The sequence below is a fragment of the Stenotrophomonas sp. AGC87 genome, from assembly GCF_057333975.1.
Window position 1 is genome coordinate 1 of the sequence record NZ_JBHFHW010000023.1, and the last position, 18,567, is coordinate 18,567.

The following is an 18,567-nucleotide window of genomic DNA, read 5'->3' on the forward strand; positions in this document are numbered from 1 at the left end:
CCGCCTGACGGCGACGGCCTCCTCCTTGATTTTGCCCAGGGGCCTACCGGTCGCTGCGGGGCTGGGCGTGCTGTAAACCCACGTAAAGCCTCGCCCTTCTCCGCAACGCCAACTGGCTTGGCACGATGGGCCGCGCTGCGCTTGTGGGCGAAATAAAGGAGGAGGTGGCGGCCGCAGGCCGCCGCCGGGGGACATTCGCCGACAAGCGCGGCGTGGTCCAGCGCTCGACGCACCGGCCGCCGAGAGTCAAAAGGTTCGCCGTTCGCTTCAAGAAGTGCCCTCGCTGATGGAGAAGCGCCTTCTCACGCATCCAGTCGGTTCGAATCCTTGAAATCAACAATAAATCCAATAAGTTGCCGTATTCATTGAAGGTGGCGCTTGAAAGACGTTGTGGCGCTGTTAAACTCGCCGCGTCGACCCCTTCCTGGATGCATCCCATGCAGCGTTTTGCACTGGCCGCCGCGCTTGGCCTGGCCCTGGTTCCCACCGCCCACGCTGCCGTGGACTGTTCGGCACCTGCCAGCGCATCGCCGCTGCCGCTGCCGGCCACCGCGATCGCGCCAGTTGCCGAAGAGCTGTACATCCGCAACGTCCAGTTGGGCATGCCTGCCGGCGTACTGACCTCCAGCTACGACCGCGAGCAGTCGCTGGACAGCGTGCTGCAGCGCCTGCGCATCGACGGCTGCCAGAACATCGCCAAGGCGATCCCCAGTGCACCGGTGATCAACCCGAACGATCCCGCCGCCTACAAGCCGCAGACCGAGTTCGACAACACGCCGTGGCGCTTTGACATGAGCCAGAACGGCAAGCGCATGACCGCCGAAGAATTCGACGCCTGGATGAAGGCGCGCGGTGTGCGCGTGGTCAAGGCGCGCCCGGTACCGGCTGCCGTGCCGGCCGCCACCACCGAAGCACCGGCTGAGACCAAGCCGGCGGACAAGAAGTAAGCCGCCTGAGCGGAGCACGATGACGACACGCCGGCCACCCGCCGCGAATGCGTCCCGACCACGCCGCCCCGAGCGGCGTGCGAGCCCCGCAACAGGCACCCGCAACGCCGCCTCCAGCAGCCCCGCGGGCGCACCGCGCCATGGCCTGGCGCGCGTGCTGTCCAAGGCCGGGCTGTGCTCGCGCACCGAAGCTGCGCGCTGGATCGCCGATGGCCGGGTGACGGTCGACGGCCGTGTCATCAACAACCCCGAATTTCCGATCATCGACGGGCGCCATCACGTGCGCGTCGATGGTCAGCCGCTGGATGCGCCCAAGCGCGTGCACCTGATGCTCAACAAGCCGCGAGGGCTGGTGACCACCGCGCAGGACGAGCGCGGCCGTGACACCGTGTACCGCTGTTTCGATGCTGCCGGCCTGCCGTGGATCGCGCCGGTCGGGCGCCTGGACAAGGCCAGCGAAGGCCTGCTGCTCTTCAGCAACGATCCGCAGTGGGCCGCGCGCCTGACCGATCCGGCCACCGGCCCGGACAAGACCTATCACGTCCAGATCGATGCCATCCCCGATGCCGCGCAGCTGCAGGCGTTGTGCGCGGGGATCGAGGACGAAGGCGAGCTGCTGCGTGCGCGGCGCGCCACGCTGCTGCGCAGTGGCGACAAGACCGCCTGGCTGGAAGTGGTGCTGGAGGAAGGCCGCAACCGGCATATCCGCCGCCTGCTTGCCGCATTCGACATCAACGTGCTGCGCCTGGTGCGCGTGGCGATCGGCCAGCTGCCGCTCGGCGAGCTCGGCAAGGGCGCTTGGCGCGAGCTCAGCCAACACGATCTGGATCTGCTTTATGCCGTGGCCGACAGCGCCGCGGCCACACCGTGACCTTGTGGCCTGCCGGCATGTGGCAGGCCAATCGACCCGGGCAATGGATGGCCTTCGAAGGGACGTTCCGTTCAACACCGGGAGTAAGACCATGCACGTCAGTACCCTCAACCGTTCCCTGTTCCGCGGCGCCTGCCTGTTGTTGCCGGCCGCGCTGCTGACCGCCTGCGGTGGCCACAAACAGATCGCCAAGCAGGCGCCGCCGGTGACCGACAAGGTCGTGGAGGTCAAGGTTCCCGAGCTGGACGGCCGCGGCAGCTACCGCTTCCTGATGAGCGATGGCGACAAGCGCATGAGCGCCGACGAGTTCGATGCCTGGATGAAGGCCAACGGCATCCGCGTGGCCAAGGGCAATGGCCAGGATGGACCGGTTGCGGCACCGGTAGTGGTGGCCAGCAAGGAAGAGGCCAAGGACAAGAAGAAAAAGAAGAAATAAAAAAACGCCGGGCATGGCCCGGCGTTCTGTGGGGACGGCACGCCAGGCGCCGCCGTCCGGTCAAGCCTTGATCACGCCCAGTTCCAGGCCGATCCGGGTGAAGGCATCGATGGCACGGTCCAGGTGTGCACGCGTGTGTGCGGCGCTGATCTGGGTGCGGATGCGGGCCTGGCCCTTGGGTACCACCGGGAAGAAGAAGCCGATCGCGTAGATGCCTTCCTCGAGCAGGCGCTCGGCGAACTTCTGCGCCAGCGGCGCGTCGTACAGCATCACCGGGCTGATCGGGTGCACGCCCGGCTTCACATCAAAACCGGCGGCCGTCATCTTCTCGCGGAAGTAGGCGGTGTTCTGCGCCAGGGTATCGCGCAGGTCATCGGCGGCGGCCAGCATCTCGAAGGCCTTGATGCCGGCAGCGACCACGTGCGGCGGCAGCGAGTTGGAGAACAGGTACGGGCGCGAGCGCTGGCGCAGCAGTTCGATCACTTCGGCACTGGCGCAGGTGAAGCCGCCCAGTGCACCGCCCATGGCCTTGCCCAGGGTGCCGGTGATGATGTCGATTTTTTCCAGTACGCCTTTGACCTCGGCCGAGCCGCGGCCCGTGGCGCCGAGGAAGCCGGTGGCATGGCATTCGTCGATGTGCACCAGCGCGTTGTACTTCTTGGCCAGTGCGGTGATCTCATCCAGCGGGGCGATGAAGCCGTCCATCGAGAACACGCCGTCGGTGGTGATCAGCTTGGTCTTGCAGCCGGCCGCATCGGCTGCCTGCAGCTGGGCTTCCAGATCGGCCATGTCGCAGTTGGCGTAGCGGAAACGCTTGGCCTTGCACAGGCGCACGCCATCGATGATCGAGGCATGGTTGAGCGCGTCGGAAATGATCGCGTCGTGCTCGCCCAGCAGCGGCTCGAACAGGCCACCGTTGGCGTCGAAGCAGGCCGCGTACAGGATGGTGTCCTGCTTGCCGAAGAAATCGGCGATCTGCTTTTCCAGCTGCTTGTGCAGGTCCTGGGTGCCGCAGATGAAGCGCACCGAGGCCATGCCGAAGCCGTGGGTATCCAGCGCATCCTTGGCGGCCTGGATCAGGTCCGGATGGTCGGCCAGGCCCAGGTAGTTGTTGGCGCAGAAGTTCAGTACCGAACGGCCATCGTCCAAGGTGATCTCGGCAGACTGCGGGCTGGTGATGATGCGTTCGGACTTGAACAGGCCCTGGGCGCGGATCGCCTCCAGTTCTTCAACGTAGTGCTGGGTCAGCGAGGCGGTGGTGGCGTCGGTCATGGCAGGCAGTCTTCGGCACGGGAAACCCGGGATTTTACCTGTCGCAGGCGGCCGCAGGGTGCACCGCCGGGTGGCCGGGGCGGGGCAGGGCGAGGGACGGTTGCAGACGTGATTGTTGCATCGCAATATCAATCAGGTTAAAAAACTGTAAACCGCGCCGTTCCGCCCACCCCCACGTCTGGAGAGACCCCGCATGAACCACGCCACGCGCTGTACCGCCGCCGTTGTGCTCTGCGCCGCCCTGCTTGCCCCGTTTGCCGCCAGTGCCCAGGATGAGGCCGCCTCTCCCTTCAGCTGGAACGTGACCGGCGTGTCGGACTACGTCTTCCGCGGTGTCTCCCAGACCGACGAGGACCCGACGATCCAGGCCGGCTTCACCTACACCTCGCCGGTGGGCCTGTACGCCGGTGTCTGGGGCTCGGGCGTGGATTTCGGTGATGGCGGCCCGGATGCCGAGGTCGATTACCTGATCGGCTACGCCTTTGACGTGACCGACAACGTCAACGTGGATCTGCTGCTCAACCGCTACACCTACCCGGGTTCGAGCGAGTTGGCCTACAACGAGTTCATCACCAAGACCACGTTCGCCAAGCAGTACAGCCTGACCGTGACCTATACCAACGACGTGTTCAACTCGAGCACCGATGCGTGGTACTACGCCGTGGGCGGCGAGTGGGCACTGCCGCAGGACTTCACGCTGAGCGCGAACGTCGGCCGCAGCACCTTCGAAGAAGGCATCTCCAAGGATTACACCGATTGGAATGTCGGCGTCAGCCGCCAGTTCGGCCTGTTCAACCTGGGCCTGGGCTACTACGGCACCGATGGCAACGGCCGCGACAACTCCGGCAAGCTGGCTGACAACCGCGTGGTGTTCACGGTCGGCATCGGGCAGTAACCGGCACCCGACACCGCCAACCACCTCGCGAACCAGAAAAGGCGCCCGGATGGGCGCCTTTTCAATGTTGGCCTCACACCGGAACCCTTGCTGGAGAACAGCCCCCTTGTTGTTCAAGGGGGCGCGCCAACGGCGCGGGGATAAGGTGGAATGGACAATTGACCATCGGTGCCGAAGGCACAGGTGATCAATTCCAGCTCAGCACGACCTTGCCGGCCTTGCCCTGTTCCATCAGGTCGAAGCCCTTCTGGAAATCATCGATCGGCAGCTGGTGGGTCATCACCTTGCCGAGCGGGAAGCCGGAGAGCACCAGCTGGGTCATCTTGTACCAGGTCTCGTACATCTTGCGGCCGTAGATGCCCTGCACGGTCAGGCCCTTGAAGATGATCTTGTCCCAGTCGCAACCGGCGCCCTTGGGCATGATGCCGAGCATGGCGATCTTGCCGCCGTGGTACATGCAGTCGAGCATGTCGTTGAACGCGCGCGGATTGCCGCTCATTTCCAGGCCCACGTCGAAGCCCTCCATGTGCAGTTCCTTCATCACGTCCTTGAGCGAGGTGTTGGACACGTTCACCACGCGGGTGGCGCCCATGTCGGCGGCCAGCTTCAGGCGGAAATCATTGACGTCGGTAACCACCACGTTGCGCGCACCGATGTGCTTGCAGATGCCCGCGGCGATGATGCCGATCGGGCCGGCGCCGGTGATCAGCACGTCCTCGCCGATCACGTTGAACTCCAGCGCGCAGTGCGCCGCGTTGCCGTACGGATCGAAGAAGGCGGCCAGCTCGGACGGAATCTGATCCGGGATCGGCCACAGGTTGCTGGCCGGCATCACCATGTACTCGGCGAAGGCGCCGTTGACGTTGACGCCGATGCCCACGGTGTTAGGGCACAGGTGCTGGCGGCCGCCGCGGCAATTGCGGCAATGGCCGCAGACGATGTGGCCTTCGGCCGAGACGCGCTGGCCGATCTCATAGCCGGTCACGCCCGGGCCGATCTCGGCGATGCGGCCGACGAACTCGTGGCCGATGGTCAGGCCGGGCTTGATCGTGCGCTGGCTCCACTCGTCCCACAGGTAGATGTGCAGGTCCGTACCGCAGATAGCGGTCTTTTCCAGCTTGATCAGGACCTGGTTCGGGCCGGGGGTAGGGACCGGCACCTCTTCCAGCCAGATGCCCTTGGCGGCTTCGCGTTTGACCAGGGCCTTCATTGTTTGCTGCGCCATCGGGGTGGAACTCGTCTGGGGGAAAACGCGGATTATAGAGCCGCTGGCGGTTTTCCCATGTTGCAGCGCGGGTGGGTTGGGAGGTGGCCATCCCATCATTGCCGCACTGCGTGCGGCCAGCCGACCCTGGGTCGGCTCTACCGGGCTTCGGGACGGCGCAGCGGCTGGGCTAGAATCGGCGGTTCTTTCACCAGGGGCTGCTCTATGCGCTCGAACCTGCTTGCTTTCTCCGTCGTCGCCAGCCTTGGGCTGGTCCAGGTCGCCCATGCCGCTGAAGGCATGTGGGTGCCGCAGCAGCTGCCGGAAATCGCCGGCCCGCTCAAGCAGGCCGGCCTGAAGCTGTCCCCGGAGCAGATCTCCAACCTGACCGGCGACCCGATGGGCGCGGTCGTGGCGCTGGGTGGCTGCACCGCCAGCTTCGTCTCCCCGCAGGGCCTGGTGGTCACCAACCACCACTGCGCCTATGGCGCGATCCAGCTGAATTCGACGGCCGAAAAGAACCTGATCAAGGATGGCTTCAACGCGCCGACCCTGAAGGACGAGCTGAGCGCCGGCCCCAACGCCCGCGTGTTCGTGCTGGACCAGATCACCGACGTGACCGACCAGGCCAAGGCCGCGATCGCCGCCGCCGGCAAGAACCCGCTGGCCCGTACCCGCGCGCTGGACGCCTTCGACAAGGCCCAGACCGCCGCGTGTGAAGCCGATGCCGGCTTCCGCTGCCGCCTGTACAGCTTCTCCGGTGGCAACACCTACCGTCTGTTCCGCAACATGGAAATCAAGGACGTGCGCCTGGTCTACGCGCCTCCGGGCAGCGTCGGCAAGTTCGGCGGCGACATCGACAACTGGATGTGGCCGCGCCATACCGGCGATTTCTCGTTCTACCGCGCCTACGTGGGCAAGGACGGCAAGCCGGCCGCCTTCTCGGCCGACAACGTGCCCTACCAGCCCAAGCACTTCCTGAAGTTCGCCGACCAGCCCTTGGGCGCCGACGACTTCGTGATGGTGGCCGGCTACCCGGGCCGCACCAACCGCTACGCCCTGGCCGGCGAGTTCAATGAAACCGCCAGCTGGACCTACCCGACCATCGCACGCCACTACAACGCGGTGCTGAAGATGATCGACGAGGCCGGCAAGGCCGATCCGGACGTCAAGGTGAAGTACGCCGCCACCGCGGCCAGCATGAACAACGTGGCCAAGAACTACGCCGGTCAGCTGGAAGGCTTCAAGCGCATCGACGCGGCCGGCCAGAAGCAGGCCGAAGAAGCCGCCGTGCTGGCCTGGTTGAAGAAGCGTGGCGCCGCCGGCAAGCCGGCCCTGGCCGCGCATGCACAGCTGGTCCAGCACCTGGACACCAGCAAGGCCACGCGTGAGCGCGACCTGTTCGTCAGCCAGTTCAACAGCACCTCGGCCGTGGGCTCGGCGATCACCCTGTATCGCCTGTCGATCGAACGCAGCAAGGCCGATGCCGAGCGTGAAGTCGGCTATCAGGAGCGCGATCTGCCCTCCATCGAAGGCGGCCTGAAGCAGATGGACCGCCGCTACGTGCCGCGCATGGACCAGCAGCTGCAGACCTACTGGCTGAGCCAGTACGTGGCCCTGCCGGCGTCACAGCGCACCAACGAGGTACTCAACCAGTGGCTGGCGGGCAGCGATGCGGCCGCCGTGCAGGGCCTGGTCGGCAAGCTCTCGGCCACCAAGCTGGGCAGCCTGGATGAGCGCCTGACGTGGTTCAAGGCCGACCGCGCGGCGTTCGAGGCCAGCACCGATCCGGCCATCCAGTACGCGGTGGCGGTGATGCCGGCGCTGCTCAAGCAGGAAGAGCAGAAGAAGACCCGCGAAGGCGAGTCGCTGGTATCGCGCCCGCTGTATCTGCAGGCCGTGGCCGACTACAAGAAGAGCAAGGGCGAGTTCGTCTATCCGGACGCCAACCTGTCGCTGCGCATCACTTTCGGCAACGTCATGGGCTACGGCAAGGACGGCGTGAACTACACCCCGTTCACCACCCTGGAAGGCGTGGCCGCGAAGGAAACCGGCGAAGACCCGTTCGATTCGCCCAAGGCGCTGCTGGAGGCGGTCAAGGCCAAGCGTTACGGCGGCCTGGAAGACAAGCGCATCGGCTCGGTGCCGGTCAACTTCCTGTCCAACCTGGATATCACCGGCGGCAATTCCGGTTCGCCGGTGCTCGATGCCAACGGCAAGCTGGTCGGCCTGGCCTTCGATGGCAACTGGGAGTCGGTGAGTTCGAACTGGGTGTTCGATCCGGTGATGACCCGCATGATCGCGGTCGACAGCCGTTACATGCAGTGGATCATGCAGGAAGTGGCGCCGGCGCCGCAGCTGCTCAAAGAGCTGAACCTCAGCAAGTAAGCCGACCCGTCGGTTTCCAGAACCCCGCAGCGACATCTGCGGGGTTTTTTTTATGTGCGAATTACGGTCAAACGCGCGGCGTCTTGTTTTTCCCTGAGGGAGCGCGCCGGGCAGGGCTGGGCGAGACGCGCCGTGAACCCATCCATGGGGGCTCGTACGACCGCATCCATGCGGTCGAACGGTCTCGCCCAGCCCTGCCCGACGCGCTCTGGACAGATGCCGGTGTGCGGACGGAAAGGCGAAGCGGCACTGCATTTGCCCTCTTCTCCGCGTCAGCATCGGAAACCTTGGTGGCTGAGGCCGGGTAGCCTCTGGCAGGACCGTTCGACGGCATGGATGCCGTCGTACTAGCCCCCAGGGATGGGTTCACGGCGTGTCCTGCCAGAGGCTACCCGGCCTCAGCCTGCGCGGGGCAGTCAGGCGCCATGCTTTACGAGCCATCCGCCACCAAGCCGCCGAGCAAGCAGATCACGTACACCAAACAGCCACACAGCTTCACAGCCGCGACCGGGTATCATCCCTGTTCCGCGTGCTTTCACAGGATGTGAACGAAGCGCCGGAACCTCCTCCCCCAAGGACCCCTTGTCCGCATGCGCATCCTGCTTGCCCGTCACGGCGAAACGCCGTGGAATGCCGAAGGCCGCTACCAAGGCCAGATCGATATCCCGTTGTCGCCGATCGGCGAAGCCCAGGCCAAGGCACTGGGGGAACGTCTGAAGTCCGTTGATATCACCCGTGCCGTCGCCTCGCCGCTGTCGCGCGCCCAGCTCACCGCCCAGCTCGCCCTCGGTGCCGAGCGTGCCCCCATGCTGCAGACCGAACCGGACCTGCAGGAAATCGCCCACGGCGAATGGGAAGGCCTGCTCGCCAGCGAAATCCATGACAAGGATCCCTCCCGCCTGCGTGCCTGGCGTGAAGAGCCGGACACCGTGCTGATGCCCGGCGGCGAATCGCTGCGCCTGGTGCTCGAGCGCAGCTGGCGTGGCCTGGCGCGTGCCGCCGAAGGCCTGGGGGAACATGACACCCTGCTGGTGGTCGCCCATGACGCCGTCAACCGCGTGATCCTGTGCCGCATCCTCGGCCTGCCGATCTCGCGCCTGTGGACCTTCCGCCAGGCACCGACCACCCTCAACCTGCTCGAAGGCCCCGACCTCGATCAACTGGAAGTGGTCCGCCTCAACGACTGTGCGCACCACACCCCGTTCTTCGGCGAAGCCAAGCACCGCGCGCTGTAACGCACTGCGTCCCATCCTGCCGTCCGCCCCAACGATTCCGATCCAACGACCATGACCACCACCGCCCGCCCGCAGACCCTCTCCGATTGGCTCGGCTACATCGAGCAGCAGCACCCCGCCACCATCGACATGGGGCTGGACCGGGTGCGTACCGTGGCGCAGGCGATGGGGCTGGGCGCGCCGGCCGAGCGCAGTATCGTGGTCGGTGGCACCAACGGCAAAGGCTCCACCGTCGCCTTCATCGAGGCCATCGCACGTGCCGCCGGCTGGAAGGTCGGTGCATACACCTCGCCGCACCTGTTGCGCTACAACGAGCGCGTGCGCATCGATGGCCAGGACGCCACCGATGACGCCCTGATGGCGGCCTTCAACGCGATCGAAGACGCGCGTGGCGACACCACGCTGACCTACTTCGAATACGGCACGTTGGCCGCCCTGCAGCTGTTCGCGCAGGCCGGGCTGGATCTGGCCGTGCTTGAGGTCGGCCTCGGCGGCCGTCTGGATGCGGTCAACATCGTCGATGGCGATGTCGCGGTGATCACCACCGTCGATATCGACCACAGCGACTGGCTGGGCGAGGACCGCGAAGCGATCGGGACCGAGAAAGCCGGCATCATCCGTGGGTGGAAGCCGGTCATCCTCGGCGAAATCGATCCGCCCTCGAGTGTGCTCGCGCGTGCCTATCTGGTGGGTGCCAACGCCATCCGGGGCGGCAGCGATTTCTTCGCTGATGCCATCGAGGGTGAACGCTGGCGCTGGCGCGATGTCGGCTTCCGTATCGAACTGCCGCACCCGACGCTGCGTGGGCCCATCCAGCGCGCCAATGCCGCGACGGCAATCGCCGCGCTGCGTGCGCTGGATCGCCCGCTGCCGCGCACCGCCTTCATCGAAGGCGTTGCCGCCGCGCGTATCCGTGGCCGTCTGCAGGCCTTTGATCGTGACGGCGTGGAGGTGCTGGTCGATGTCGGCCACAACCCGCAGGCCGCGCGCGAACTGGCCACCGCACTGAAGGCCAATCGCGTCACCGGCAACACCATCGCCGTATTTGCTGCCTTGCAGGACAAGGATGCCGCCGGGGTGGTCGAGGCCTTGGCCGATCAGGTCCAGCAGTGGCACCTGGCCGGGCTGGAGGGGGCACGTGCGCAGAGCGCCGAGGAACTGCGGGCACGCCTGGCCGGTACGGCTGCGGCCGGCGCTACGCCGCATGCCACCGTCGTGGATGCCCTGCAGCATGCCGTGACGCAGGCCAAGGCCGGCGATCGCGTGCTGGTGTTCGGCTCCTTCCACACCGCCGCGCAGGCGCTGCAGACCCTCGATCCCGGCGCCTGAGGGTGCTTTGCAGCGCCGTTCAGCCGCATCAGCCGCCGCACACGCGCGCGCCCGTATAATCGCCGTGGCATTCCGCCGCGCCGCCTGCCTGCCTTCACGTGGATACTCCTCTGAAACAGCGACTGATTGGTGCCATCGTCCTGGTGGCGTTGGCCGTGATTTTCCTGCCCATGCTGGTCAAGGGTCCCGCACCTGACAGTGGTGTCGCCAACGTGCCGATCAGTGCACCGGCCGCGCCGTCGGATGGCCAGTTCGAAACCCGCGAGCTGCCGCTGGTTGCCCCCACTGGTGGCGCCACCGGCCTGCAAAGCGGGGCATCCACCACCCAGCCGCTGGCCGACGGCGCTGCGGTCGCCGCCGATCCGGCGCCGGCAGACACCTCGCCAGCCGTGGCCGCCGGCAACTACGCCGTCAGCTTCGGTGCCTATGCCAGCGAAGCCGATGCGGACCGCGTCATCGCCTCGTTGAAGGGCGCCCAGCTGGCCGGCTTCCGCGAGCCGGCCACGATCAACGGTCGCCAGGCCTGGCGCGTGCGCGTCGGCCCGTACGCCGATCGCGCGCTGGCCGAAGCCGGCCGCCTGCAGGCAGTGAAGGTGCGCAACGACGTCAAGGCCGAGGTCATCACCCTGGATGCCCGCGCCGATACCGCGGTTGCCGCCACGCCGGCCGCCACGGCACCGACCCCGTCGGCGGCTCCAGCCGCCTCCAGCGCTGCCGCCGCGCCGTCGGGCACTACCGTGAAAACCGAATCCCTGCCGGCCGAGCGGGCCGCGGCCGCCAAGCCCGAGCCCAAGCCGGCCGCGCCCAAGCCCGAGCCCAAGCCGGCCCCGGCGCCCAAGCCCGAGACGGCCGTCGCGGCACCGGCTGCTCCGGCCGCCAGCGGCGTCGGTTTCGCCGTGCAGCTCGGTGCCTTCGGCCAGGCGGCCGAGGCCAACGCGCTGCGCGACAAAGTCCGCGCCGCCGGCTTCAGCGCCTTCGTGGAGCAGGTCCGTACCGACAAGGGCACCCTCAACCGGGTCCGCGTCGGGCCGGTCGCCAACCGCGCCGATGCCGAGAACCTCAAGGCCCAGGTGGCCGCCAAGGTCGGCGTGGCCGGCATGGTCCGCCCGCACCCCTGATGCCTGAGCTGCGCCGCCCCGCACCCGCTGGACGGCGCCTGCCGCGCGGCCTGCCGGCATGATCGATATCGTCCTGCTGGTCCTGATCGGGGCCTCCGTCCTGCTTGGCCTGATGCGCGGCTTTGTCGGCATCGTGGTCAGCACGCTGTCCTGGCTGCTGGCCGGCTGGGCCGCGTTCCTGTTCGGCAATGACGCAGCCCACTGGTGGGCGGCGCCGCTGGAACCGGGCACTGGCCATTACGTTGCCGGCTACCTGGGGGTGTTCCTGATCGTCATGATCGGCGTCGGCCTGATCGGCATGCTGATCAAGGCCGCCGTGAAGGTCACCTGCCTGACCGGCGCCGACCGCCTGCTGGGTGGCGCGCTGGGCCTGGTCCGCGGCGCCTTCCTGGGCTGCGTGCTGCTGATGCTGGCCGCCTTCACGCCGCTGCCGCAGGAGCCGGCCTGGCAGACCTCGCAGGTGCGGCCGCTGCTGCAACCCGGCGTGCGCTGGATGCAGGCGCAGCTGCCCGAGATGGCGTTGCCGGAGGTGAATCTGCCGCAACTGCCGACGATGGATTTGGGCAAGCCGCTCGCGACAGGCGATAATGGCGTCCTTGGCGAAGTAGTGGCAGGGCGCGGATGGCCGCGTCCCGTTGACGAGGGGAGGGAGACGACACCTGCCGACGCTGCGGCGCGCGGGCCGGCTTCCACACTGCCAGTCAATATCGAGCCGGCGCACCCGCGTCCGGACGACACCGCTCCGGCACGGAACGGTACCCCCGGCCAGGCACGGCCACCTTCACTGTAGATGGGCGCAGCCCAGCGGAGAATTCGCACCATGTGTGGCATCGTCGGAATCGTCGGCAACCAGAACGTCGCCGGGCAGTTGTATGACGGCCTGACCGTCCTCCAGCATCGTGGCCAGGACGCGGCCGGCATCGCCACCGCCGACGGCACCCGCCTGCGCGTGCAGAAGGCCAATGGCCTGGTACGCGATGTGTTCGATGCCAAGCGGATGTCCACGCTGGAAGGCCGCGTCGGCATCGCGCATGTGCGCTATCCCACCGCCGGTTCGGAAGGCATGGACGAGGCGCAGCCGTTCTACGTGAACTCGCCGTACGGCATCGCGCTGGCCCACAACGGCAACCTGATCAATACCGAAGCCCTGCGCCAGCAGGTGTTCGAGCAGGACCGCCGCAACGTCAACACCGATTCGGACAGCGAAGTGCTGCTGAACGTGTTCGCCTTCGAACTGGACGCGCAGCGCCAGCTGACCCCGGAAGCGGCGATCCGCGCCGTGGCCGCCGTGCACCGCCGCGTCAAGGGCGGCTATGCGGTGATCAGCGTGGTGCTGGGCCTGGGCCTGGTGGCCTTCCGCGATCCGCACGGCATCCGCCCGCTGGTGCTGGGCAAGCGCGCCCATGCCGAGGGCGACGAATACATCGTGGCCTCCGAATCGGCCGCACTGGACGTGCTCGGCTTCCAGCGCGTGCGCGATGTGCGCCCGGGCGAAGCGCTGGTGATCACCGCGCGGGGTGAGCTGTTCTCCGAAGTCTGCGCCGAGCCGGTCGAGCACAGCCCGTGCATCTTCGAGTACGTGTACTTCGCACGCCCGGATTCGATGATCGACAACGTCTCGGTGCACAAGGCGCGCATGCGCATGGGCATCAAACTGGGTGAGAAGATCCTGCGCCTGCGCCCGGATCACGACATCGACACCATCATCCCGATCCCGGATACCTCGCGCGATGCCGCGCTGGAGATTTCCAACACGCTCGGGGTGAAGTACCGCGAAGGCTTCATCAAGAACCGCTACATCGGCCGCACCTTCATCATGCCGGGCCAGGGTGAGCGGGTGAAATCGGTGCGCCGCAAGCTCAACCCGATCCACCTGGAGTTCCGCAACCGCGTGGTGCTGCTGGTCGACGATTCGATCGTGCGCGGCACCACCAGCCAGCAGATCGTGCAGATGGCGCGTGACGCCGGTGCCCGCAAGGTTTACCTGGCCAGCGCCGCGCCGCCGGTGCGCTACCCCAACATCTACGGCATCGACATGCCGGCGGCCGAAGAACTGGTCGCGCACAACCGCAGCATCGAAGAAATCGAGAAGCACCTGGGCTGCGACTGGCTGATCTACCAGGACATCGAGGACATGGAAGCGGCGGTGAGCGAAGGCAACCCGGAGCTGAAGTCGTTCGATTCCTCGTGCTTCAACGGCGTCTACCCGACCGGGATCGAGCCGGGCTATTTCGAGCGCATCCAGCAGCTGCGTTCGGACGATGCCAAGCACAAGCGTCGCGCCTGAGGGCAGGGCATGAGTGACGTGTTGGACAGCGCGGCCGGCGATCTGCTGCAGGCCGCGCAGCAGTGCCTGGCCGAGCCGGATCCGTTGCGCAAGGTCGCGTTGACCCAGCACTACGCCGTGCAGTTCCGCGCCGGTCGCCTGAAGGCACCGGCCGATGCGCCGCCACCGGAGCCAATCCGGATGCCGGGCCGCCCGGCCCGGCCCACACTCGTCCACCCGCGCGATCTGCCGCGTCGTGGCCTGGGCAGCGTGGAAGGGCGTGCCGCGTTCGTGCACGCCATCGCGCATATCGAACTCAATGCGATCGACCTGGCCTGGGATGCGGTCTACCGTTTCCGCGGCCTGCCGAGCTCCTTCCATGCCGACTGGGTCAGCGTGGCCGATGACGAATCGCGCCACTTCATGCTGCTGCACGATCGGCTGCAGGCCAACGGCTATGCCTACGGCGATTTCGACGCGCACAACGGCCTGTGGGAAATGTGCGAGAAGACCGCGCATGACGGGCTGGCGCGCATGGCGCTGGTGCCGCGCGTGCTCGAAGCGCGCGGGCTGGATGTCACCCCGGGCATGATCGTGAAGCTGCGTGCCGGTGGCGACCATGCCACCGCCGATGTGCTGGAGATCATCCTGCGCGAAGAGGTGGCGCATGTGGCCGCTGGTTCGCGGTGGTACCGCTGGTATTGCACGCGCGAGAACGTCGAGCCACGCCCGCGGTTCATGGCATTGCTGCGCGAGTACGCCGGCGGCTTCCTCTATGGCCCGTTCAACCTGGAAGCGCGCCTGTTGGCCGGATTCGACGAAGAAGAACTGGCCGAGCTGATCGAACAGACCGAACTTCGCGGTCAGGTGTTGGCCAGCACCACGCGCTGACCGTTTTCGGTCGGCCGGTTGACGTAGAACAGCCCTGGCCCCGGCCGATACGGCAGTTCCCGCGTGCCTTCATCGGCGGCATAGAGCAGCGCAGTGTCGCCCAGGGCATCGAAGTTCCAGTGCGCGGACTGCATCAGGTAATGCTGGCCAAGCGTGAGCTCCTGCGCGGCATCCAGCGGATGGCCGGCCAGCAACCGGGCCGCGATGGGCTGCAGCTCCAGGGGAAGTGCGAGTGCGGGCAACGCGTCCGGTGAGGTCGTCCACGCGACACCTGCCGCCCCCGCACGCTGGTGCAGCAGGCGCAGCGCGATGAACTGGTAACGCGCATCGATCTCGCGGCGCAGCACCACCGCCGCGTAGGCGCGCAGGGTGAGTTGCGGCAGGACGCTGCGGCTGCCGGCCACACGCTGCTGCTGCCAGTGGTGCCAGACATCCACCCAGATCGCGTCATCCCCCAGCCCCAGTGCGCGCTGCCAGCGCCGACACGTCGCCTGTGCGGCGCGGTAGACCGTGCTCGCGCGCAGCAACGCCAACGGCGGCACATCGCCTGCGGCCAGTCCGGTGCCACGCAGCAGCTGTCCCTGTGGCCGGCTCAGCAGCTTGGGTCCTTCGATGCGCTGGTCGTAGCCGCCGCCGATGTTGGCGTGCACGCCGGGCAACGCGATCTCCTCATGTTCGGGCGCCACGCTGGTCAGCGCGAAATGCTCGCGGTGCTCATCGCGCGCGACCAGCTGCACCACCTTGTCCGCGCAGCCGGCGGGCAGTGCGACCACCGGCATCTCATCGCCATGCTGGCGGCCGATCGCCACCACCGTATCGAGCAGCCCGACGAAGCGCACCGGCCCCACCGCGCCTGGAAATCCCGGCGCCAATGACCAGCCCGAGCGCACCAACTGCTCGCGAAGCCACGCGGCGGCACCGGGTGCGTTGAGCACGTTCACCGCGTCGCGCGCGCTGGCCGCGCCACGCGAATAGCCGAACAGATCCACCCGCACGCTGCCGAGGACGCGGCCAGGGTGCGCGCGGGCGAGCTGGCGCAGCGCGTCGGGCAGCAGCTGCTCCAGCGCCCGGCGTCGCTTCGCGCGTACACCGGTGCGGCCGATGCCGAACGCCAGCCCCAACAGGTCGTCCTCTTCACCGGTGCGCGTGCCCACACCCTCGATATAGATCGACAGCGCGAGCGTGTTGCCTGCGGGCGGCATCTGCCGATGGTCCGGATACAGCGCATGCAGCCGCGCGATGTTGGTCAGGCCGTTGCTGTAGCTGCTGGTCAAGCGGCTCTGGTACGGGGAGGCATCATCGGCGACCACGGCGGGTGGGCGCGGTGTGGGCGTCGTGGCGCCTGCCGGGCGTGAGGCGCGCTGCAGGTTGTCAGCGTTGTTGCGGGTGCCATCGAAGAACAGACCGATGTGCAGCGTGTTGTCGAGGCGAGTGCGGTCGGGTGGGCTCATATCCAGCGCCTGGTTCGGGTCTGCATGCACGTCCACCTGTGTCTGGCCATGATCGACCCGCGGCGTTGAGCAGCAACGGGCACGCACGGTAGGACGATAATTCAATACGCGGCGATGATCGAGATGTCGCTATCGGCATTTTGTTTTGATACCAAGCCCGATATAACGCAAGGTTTACCTGGCCGTGTCGAGCGGTGCCTATTCTGCAGGCCGTTTCCGCACAACAGGCCTTCCCATGATGCTTCGCCCACCGGTCCTGAACCGGCGTCGTTTTCTCGGTCTGGCGGCACTGGGAGGCACCGCGCTCAGCCTCCCCCGGCCCACGCTGGCACAGCATCTGGACGGAGCGCTTGCCGCCACGTTCGATGCGGACTGGTGGTGGGGCGTTTTCCGCTCGCTGACCCTCAAAGCCCTGGCGGCGGTCCCGGAGGTGGGGGGCATCCTGTCCTTTTTTGGCGGGCTGTTCATTCCCGGCCATCTGTTCGACAGCGACGATGCGCAATGGCAGCAGTACGTCGAGGCGATCAACCGGATCGTCGATGAGAAGATCGACGATGCCCTCTACCTCCAGGTGCAGGCGTCGCTGGTGGGGTTCACCCGGACCACCCGGCTGTTCCTCTCGGCGCTGCAGAGCGGCGATGCACAGCACCTGCGCAGCGTCATCGATGCCATGAACGTGGCCTTCACCGCCTCCATCCAGGGCTTCATGTTGAAGGGCCATGAGGCGCGCCTGCTGCCGCTGTTCGTCCCGGTCGCCAACCTGCATCTGGGCCTGCTGCGCCAGGCTGTCCAGCAGGGACGCAAGGGCGGCTTTCCACCGGCGGTCATTCTGGATTACCAGCAACAGCTGCAGGCCAACATCAGCGACTACGGCCAGTACTACGATGATGTCGTTGAACTGCAGCTGCAGGCGGCGGCGAAGGCCCATCCGCATGATGCGTGGGACCACCGCAACGAGCCGCTCGCCGCGGTGTATACCCTGCGCAGCCAGCTCCAGGCGAGCCTGGGCGATACGCGCGACTGCTGGGCCTACTTCGATACGGCCCGGTACCCGGAGGTCGTGCAGGTGCGGCTGGACCGTGAGCTCTTCAGCATGCTGGTCGGCTCCTACTACGACAACTCGGTCCCCGAGCCGATGCGGCTGGCGTTGCCACCACCGCCCACCGGCCCGATCCGCGCCATCACGCTGCAGGGCTTCGTGTTCGTCGATGGGTTGACGCTGGCCTACGCGGCCGGACAGGGGCCAGGCCACGTCGATGCTGTGCACGTGGGTGGACCCGGGGGCGATGCCTATCGGAATCACGACGTCGTCCAGCGTGGACATATCCGCGCCGTGCTGGTGCGACAGGGCTATGCAGTGGACACGCTGGTGCTGGAGTACGGCGACGGTGGTCGCACTGCCGAGGTCGGCAGTCACGGCAATGACCGTCCGGTCACCCGGCTGGGCTTTCCGGACCACCACCTCTCCAGTGTGATCGGCTTCGGCACGGCGGCCGGCTACGGCGGTGTGCTGTCCGGGTGCATGTTCGGCTTCCAGCTGGATACGCCTACCGCCCCGGTCGCCTTGGACAGGCAAGTGCGGGAGCGGCTGCAGCGTGTGTGGCCGGTCGGGCTGCATCCCGCGCTGCGTGAGTCTGCACAAGGCTGAACCAAGAAGCACTCGATCACAGTTCCGAAATTCCATTCGTAATTTCTATTGAATTAACCGCGCCAGGTCGCGCCAGATGGGCGAGCCGGCCCTGACAGCCGACGGCAGCAACGTGCCTCGGGTATCGGTTCCACCGCGGCCACCGCGTTCGCCGCGGTGCATTGGGACGGCGGTTGAACTACTGGTCCAACCCGAACATCAGCTACAACGGAATCCCGACGGGCATCGCCAGCAGCGCCGACAACCAGCGCGTACTGGTCAACACCAAGGCAGCCGTGGCCGCGTTCCGCTGATCTGCGTTTCCCGCGGCGGCCACTGCGCCGTCGCGGGGGCGGTTCAGTTCGCCAGGGCGTCCAGCGTCCAACCTTCGGGCGTGACGCGCAGTACCGAACCCTGCTCGTACCAGTCGCCCAGTACGATGCGGGTGCAGTCGCGCCCGCCGGTCTGCAGCGTGTGGATGGCCGGGCGGTGGGTGTGGCCGTGGATCATCGTGTCCACGCCATAGCGGCCGAACGTGGCATCCACTTCCGCAGGTGCGACATCGGTGACGGTTTCGAACTGGGCACGGTCGCCCTGTTTCATTTCCGACTGGCGCGCCTGGCTGGCATCGCGCGCC

Annotated in this window: 15 protein-coding genes and 1 pseudogene; 12 read left to right on the top strand and 4 right to left on the bottom strand. The window is 66.9% G+C overall.

Going from position 1 to position 18,567, the window contains the following annotated elements:
* Nucleotides 1–437 precede the first annotated feature (437 nt).
* From ACE026_RS08830 to ACE026_RS08840, 3 genes are all read left to right on the top strand, one after another.
* Entirely contained in the window at nt 438–947 is a 510-nt protein-coding gene (locus tag ACE026_RS08830; RefSeq protein ID WP_313209609.1) for an HAD family hydrolase, read from the top strand.
* A 19-nt stretch (nt 948–966) separates the two neighbouring features.
* Nucleotides 967–1,818 carry a pseudouridine synthase gene (locus ACE026_RS08835; protein ID WP_346468459.1) on the top strand — a complete coding sequence of 284 codons (852 nt, stop codon included), beginning with the start codon at nt 967–969 and terminating at the stop codon, nt 1,816–1,818.
* Between the two features lie 91 nt (nt 1,819–1,909).
* The gene (locus ACE026_RS08840; RefSeq protein WP_346468460.1) at nt 1,910–2,254 is read left to right on the top strand and encodes a hypothetical protein; all 345 of its coding nucleotides are present in this window, start codon (nt 1,910–1,912) and stop codon (nt 2,252–2,254) included.
* Between the two features lie 60 nt (nt 2,255–2,314).
* Here ACE026_RS08840 and kbl read toward each other — a convergent pair whose 3' ends face one another.
* The gene (gene kbl / locus ACE026_RS08845; RefSeq protein ID WP_346468461.1) at nt 2,315–3,526 is read right to left on the bottom strand and encodes a glycine C-acetyltransferase; all 1,212 of its coding nucleotides are present in this window, start codon (nt 3,524–3,526) and stop codon (nt 2,315–2,317) included.
* Between the two features lie 193 nt (nt 3,527–3,719).
* Between kbl and ACE026_RS08850 the strand changes: the two genes are divergently transcribed.
* Nucleotides 3,720–4,421 (top strand): TorF family putative porin, encoded by a 702-nt coding sequence (locus ACE026_RS08850; protein ID WP_486038715.1) that lies wholly within the window; start codon nt 3,720–3,722, stop codon nt 4,419–4,421.
* 187 nt (nt 4,422–4,608) lie between these two features.
* Here ACE026_RS08850 and tdh read toward each other — a convergent pair whose 3' ends face one another.
* Nucleotides 4,609–5,631 (bottom strand): L-threonine 3-dehydrogenase, encoded by a 1,023-nt coding sequence (gene tdh / locus ACE026_RS08855; RefSeq protein ID WP_123728470.1) that lies wholly within the window; start codon nt 5,629–5,631, stop codon nt 4,609–4,611.
* A gap of 219 nt (nt 5,632–5,850) precedes the next feature.
* Between tdh and ACE026_RS08860 the strand changes: the two genes are divergently transcribed.
* The 7 genes from ACE026_RS08860 (at nt 5,851) to ACE026_RS08890 (ending at nt 14,852) form a co-directional block, all read left to right on the top strand.
* Nucleotides 5,851–8,013, top strand: coding sequence for a S46 family peptidase (locus ACE026_RS08860; protein WP_486038716.1), 2,163 nt, complete (start codon nt 5,851–5,853; stop codon nt 8,011–8,013).
* 590 nt (nt 8,014–8,603) lie between these two features.
* Nucleotides 8,604–9,248, top strand: a complete 645-nt coding sequence (locus ACE026_RS08865; RefSeq protein ID WP_478050491.1) for a histidine phosphatase family protein — start codon at nt 8,604–8,606, stop codon at nt 9,246–9,248.
* Nucleotides 9,249–9,299: 51 nt separating this feature from the next.
* The gene (folC, locus tag ACE026_RS08870) at nt 9,300–10,577 is read left to right on the top strand and encodes a bifunctional tetrahydrofolate synthase/dihydrofolate synthase (RefSeq protein WP_486038717.1); all 1,278 of its coding nucleotides are present in this window, start codon (nt 9,300–9,302) and stop codon (nt 10,575–10,577) included.
* Nucleotides 10,578–10,675: 98 nt separating this feature from the next.
* The gene (locus ACE026_RS08875; protein WP_486038718.1) at nt 10,676–11,695 is read left to right on the top strand and encodes an SPOR domain-containing protein; all 1,020 of its coding nucleotides are present in this window, start codon (nt 10,676–10,678) and stop codon (nt 11,693–11,695) included.
* 58 nt (nt 11,696–11,753) lie between these two features.
* Entirely contained in the window at nt 11,754–12,485 is a 732-nt protein-coding gene (locus ACE026_RS08880; protein WP_486038719.1) for a CvpA family protein, read from the top strand.
* 30 nt (nt 12,486–12,515) lie between these two features.
* Nucleotides 12,516–13,982, top strand: a complete 1,467-nt coding sequence (purF, locus tag ACE026_RS08885) for an amidophosphoribosyltransferase (protein ID WP_019185825.1) — start codon at nt 12,516–12,518, stop codon at nt 13,980–13,982.
* Between the two features lie 9 nt (nt 13,983–13,991).
* Complete coding sequence (locus ACE026_RS08890; RefSeq protein WP_346468468.1) at nt 13,992–14,852, top strand: ferritin-like domain-containing protein; 861 nt, start codon at nt 13,992–13,994, stop codon at nt 14,850–14,852.
* Here the strand turns inward: ACE026_RS08890 and ACE026_RS08895 are convergent.
* A complete protein-coding gene (locus ACE026_RS08895; RefSeq protein WP_486038720.1) occupies nt 14,825–16,303 on the bottom strand; it encodes a phospholipase effector Tle1 domain-containing protein in 1,479 nt (492 codons plus the stop codon). The two genes, ACE026_RS08890 and ACE026_RS08895, sit on opposite strands and share 28 nt — an antisense overlap.
* A gap of 235 nt (nt 16,304–16,538) precedes the next feature.
* Here ACE026_RS08895 and ACE026_RS08900 point away from each other — a divergent pair, with 235 nt between their 5' ends.
* The gene (locus ACE026_RS08900) at nt 16,539–17,951 is read left to right on the top strand and encodes an insecticidal delta-endotoxin Cry8Ea1 family protein (protein ID WP_486038721.1); all 1,413 of its coding nucleotides are present in this window, start codon (nt 16,539–16,541) and stop codon (nt 17,949–17,951) included.
* A 336-nt stretch (nt 17,952–18,287) separates the two neighbouring features.
* Here the strand turns inward: ACE026_RS08900 and ACE026_RS08905 are convergent.
* Nucleotides 18,288–18,567 (bottom strand): annotated as a pseudogene (locus ACE026_RS08905) (UDP-2,3-diacylglucosamine diphosphatase); the annotation flags it as partial.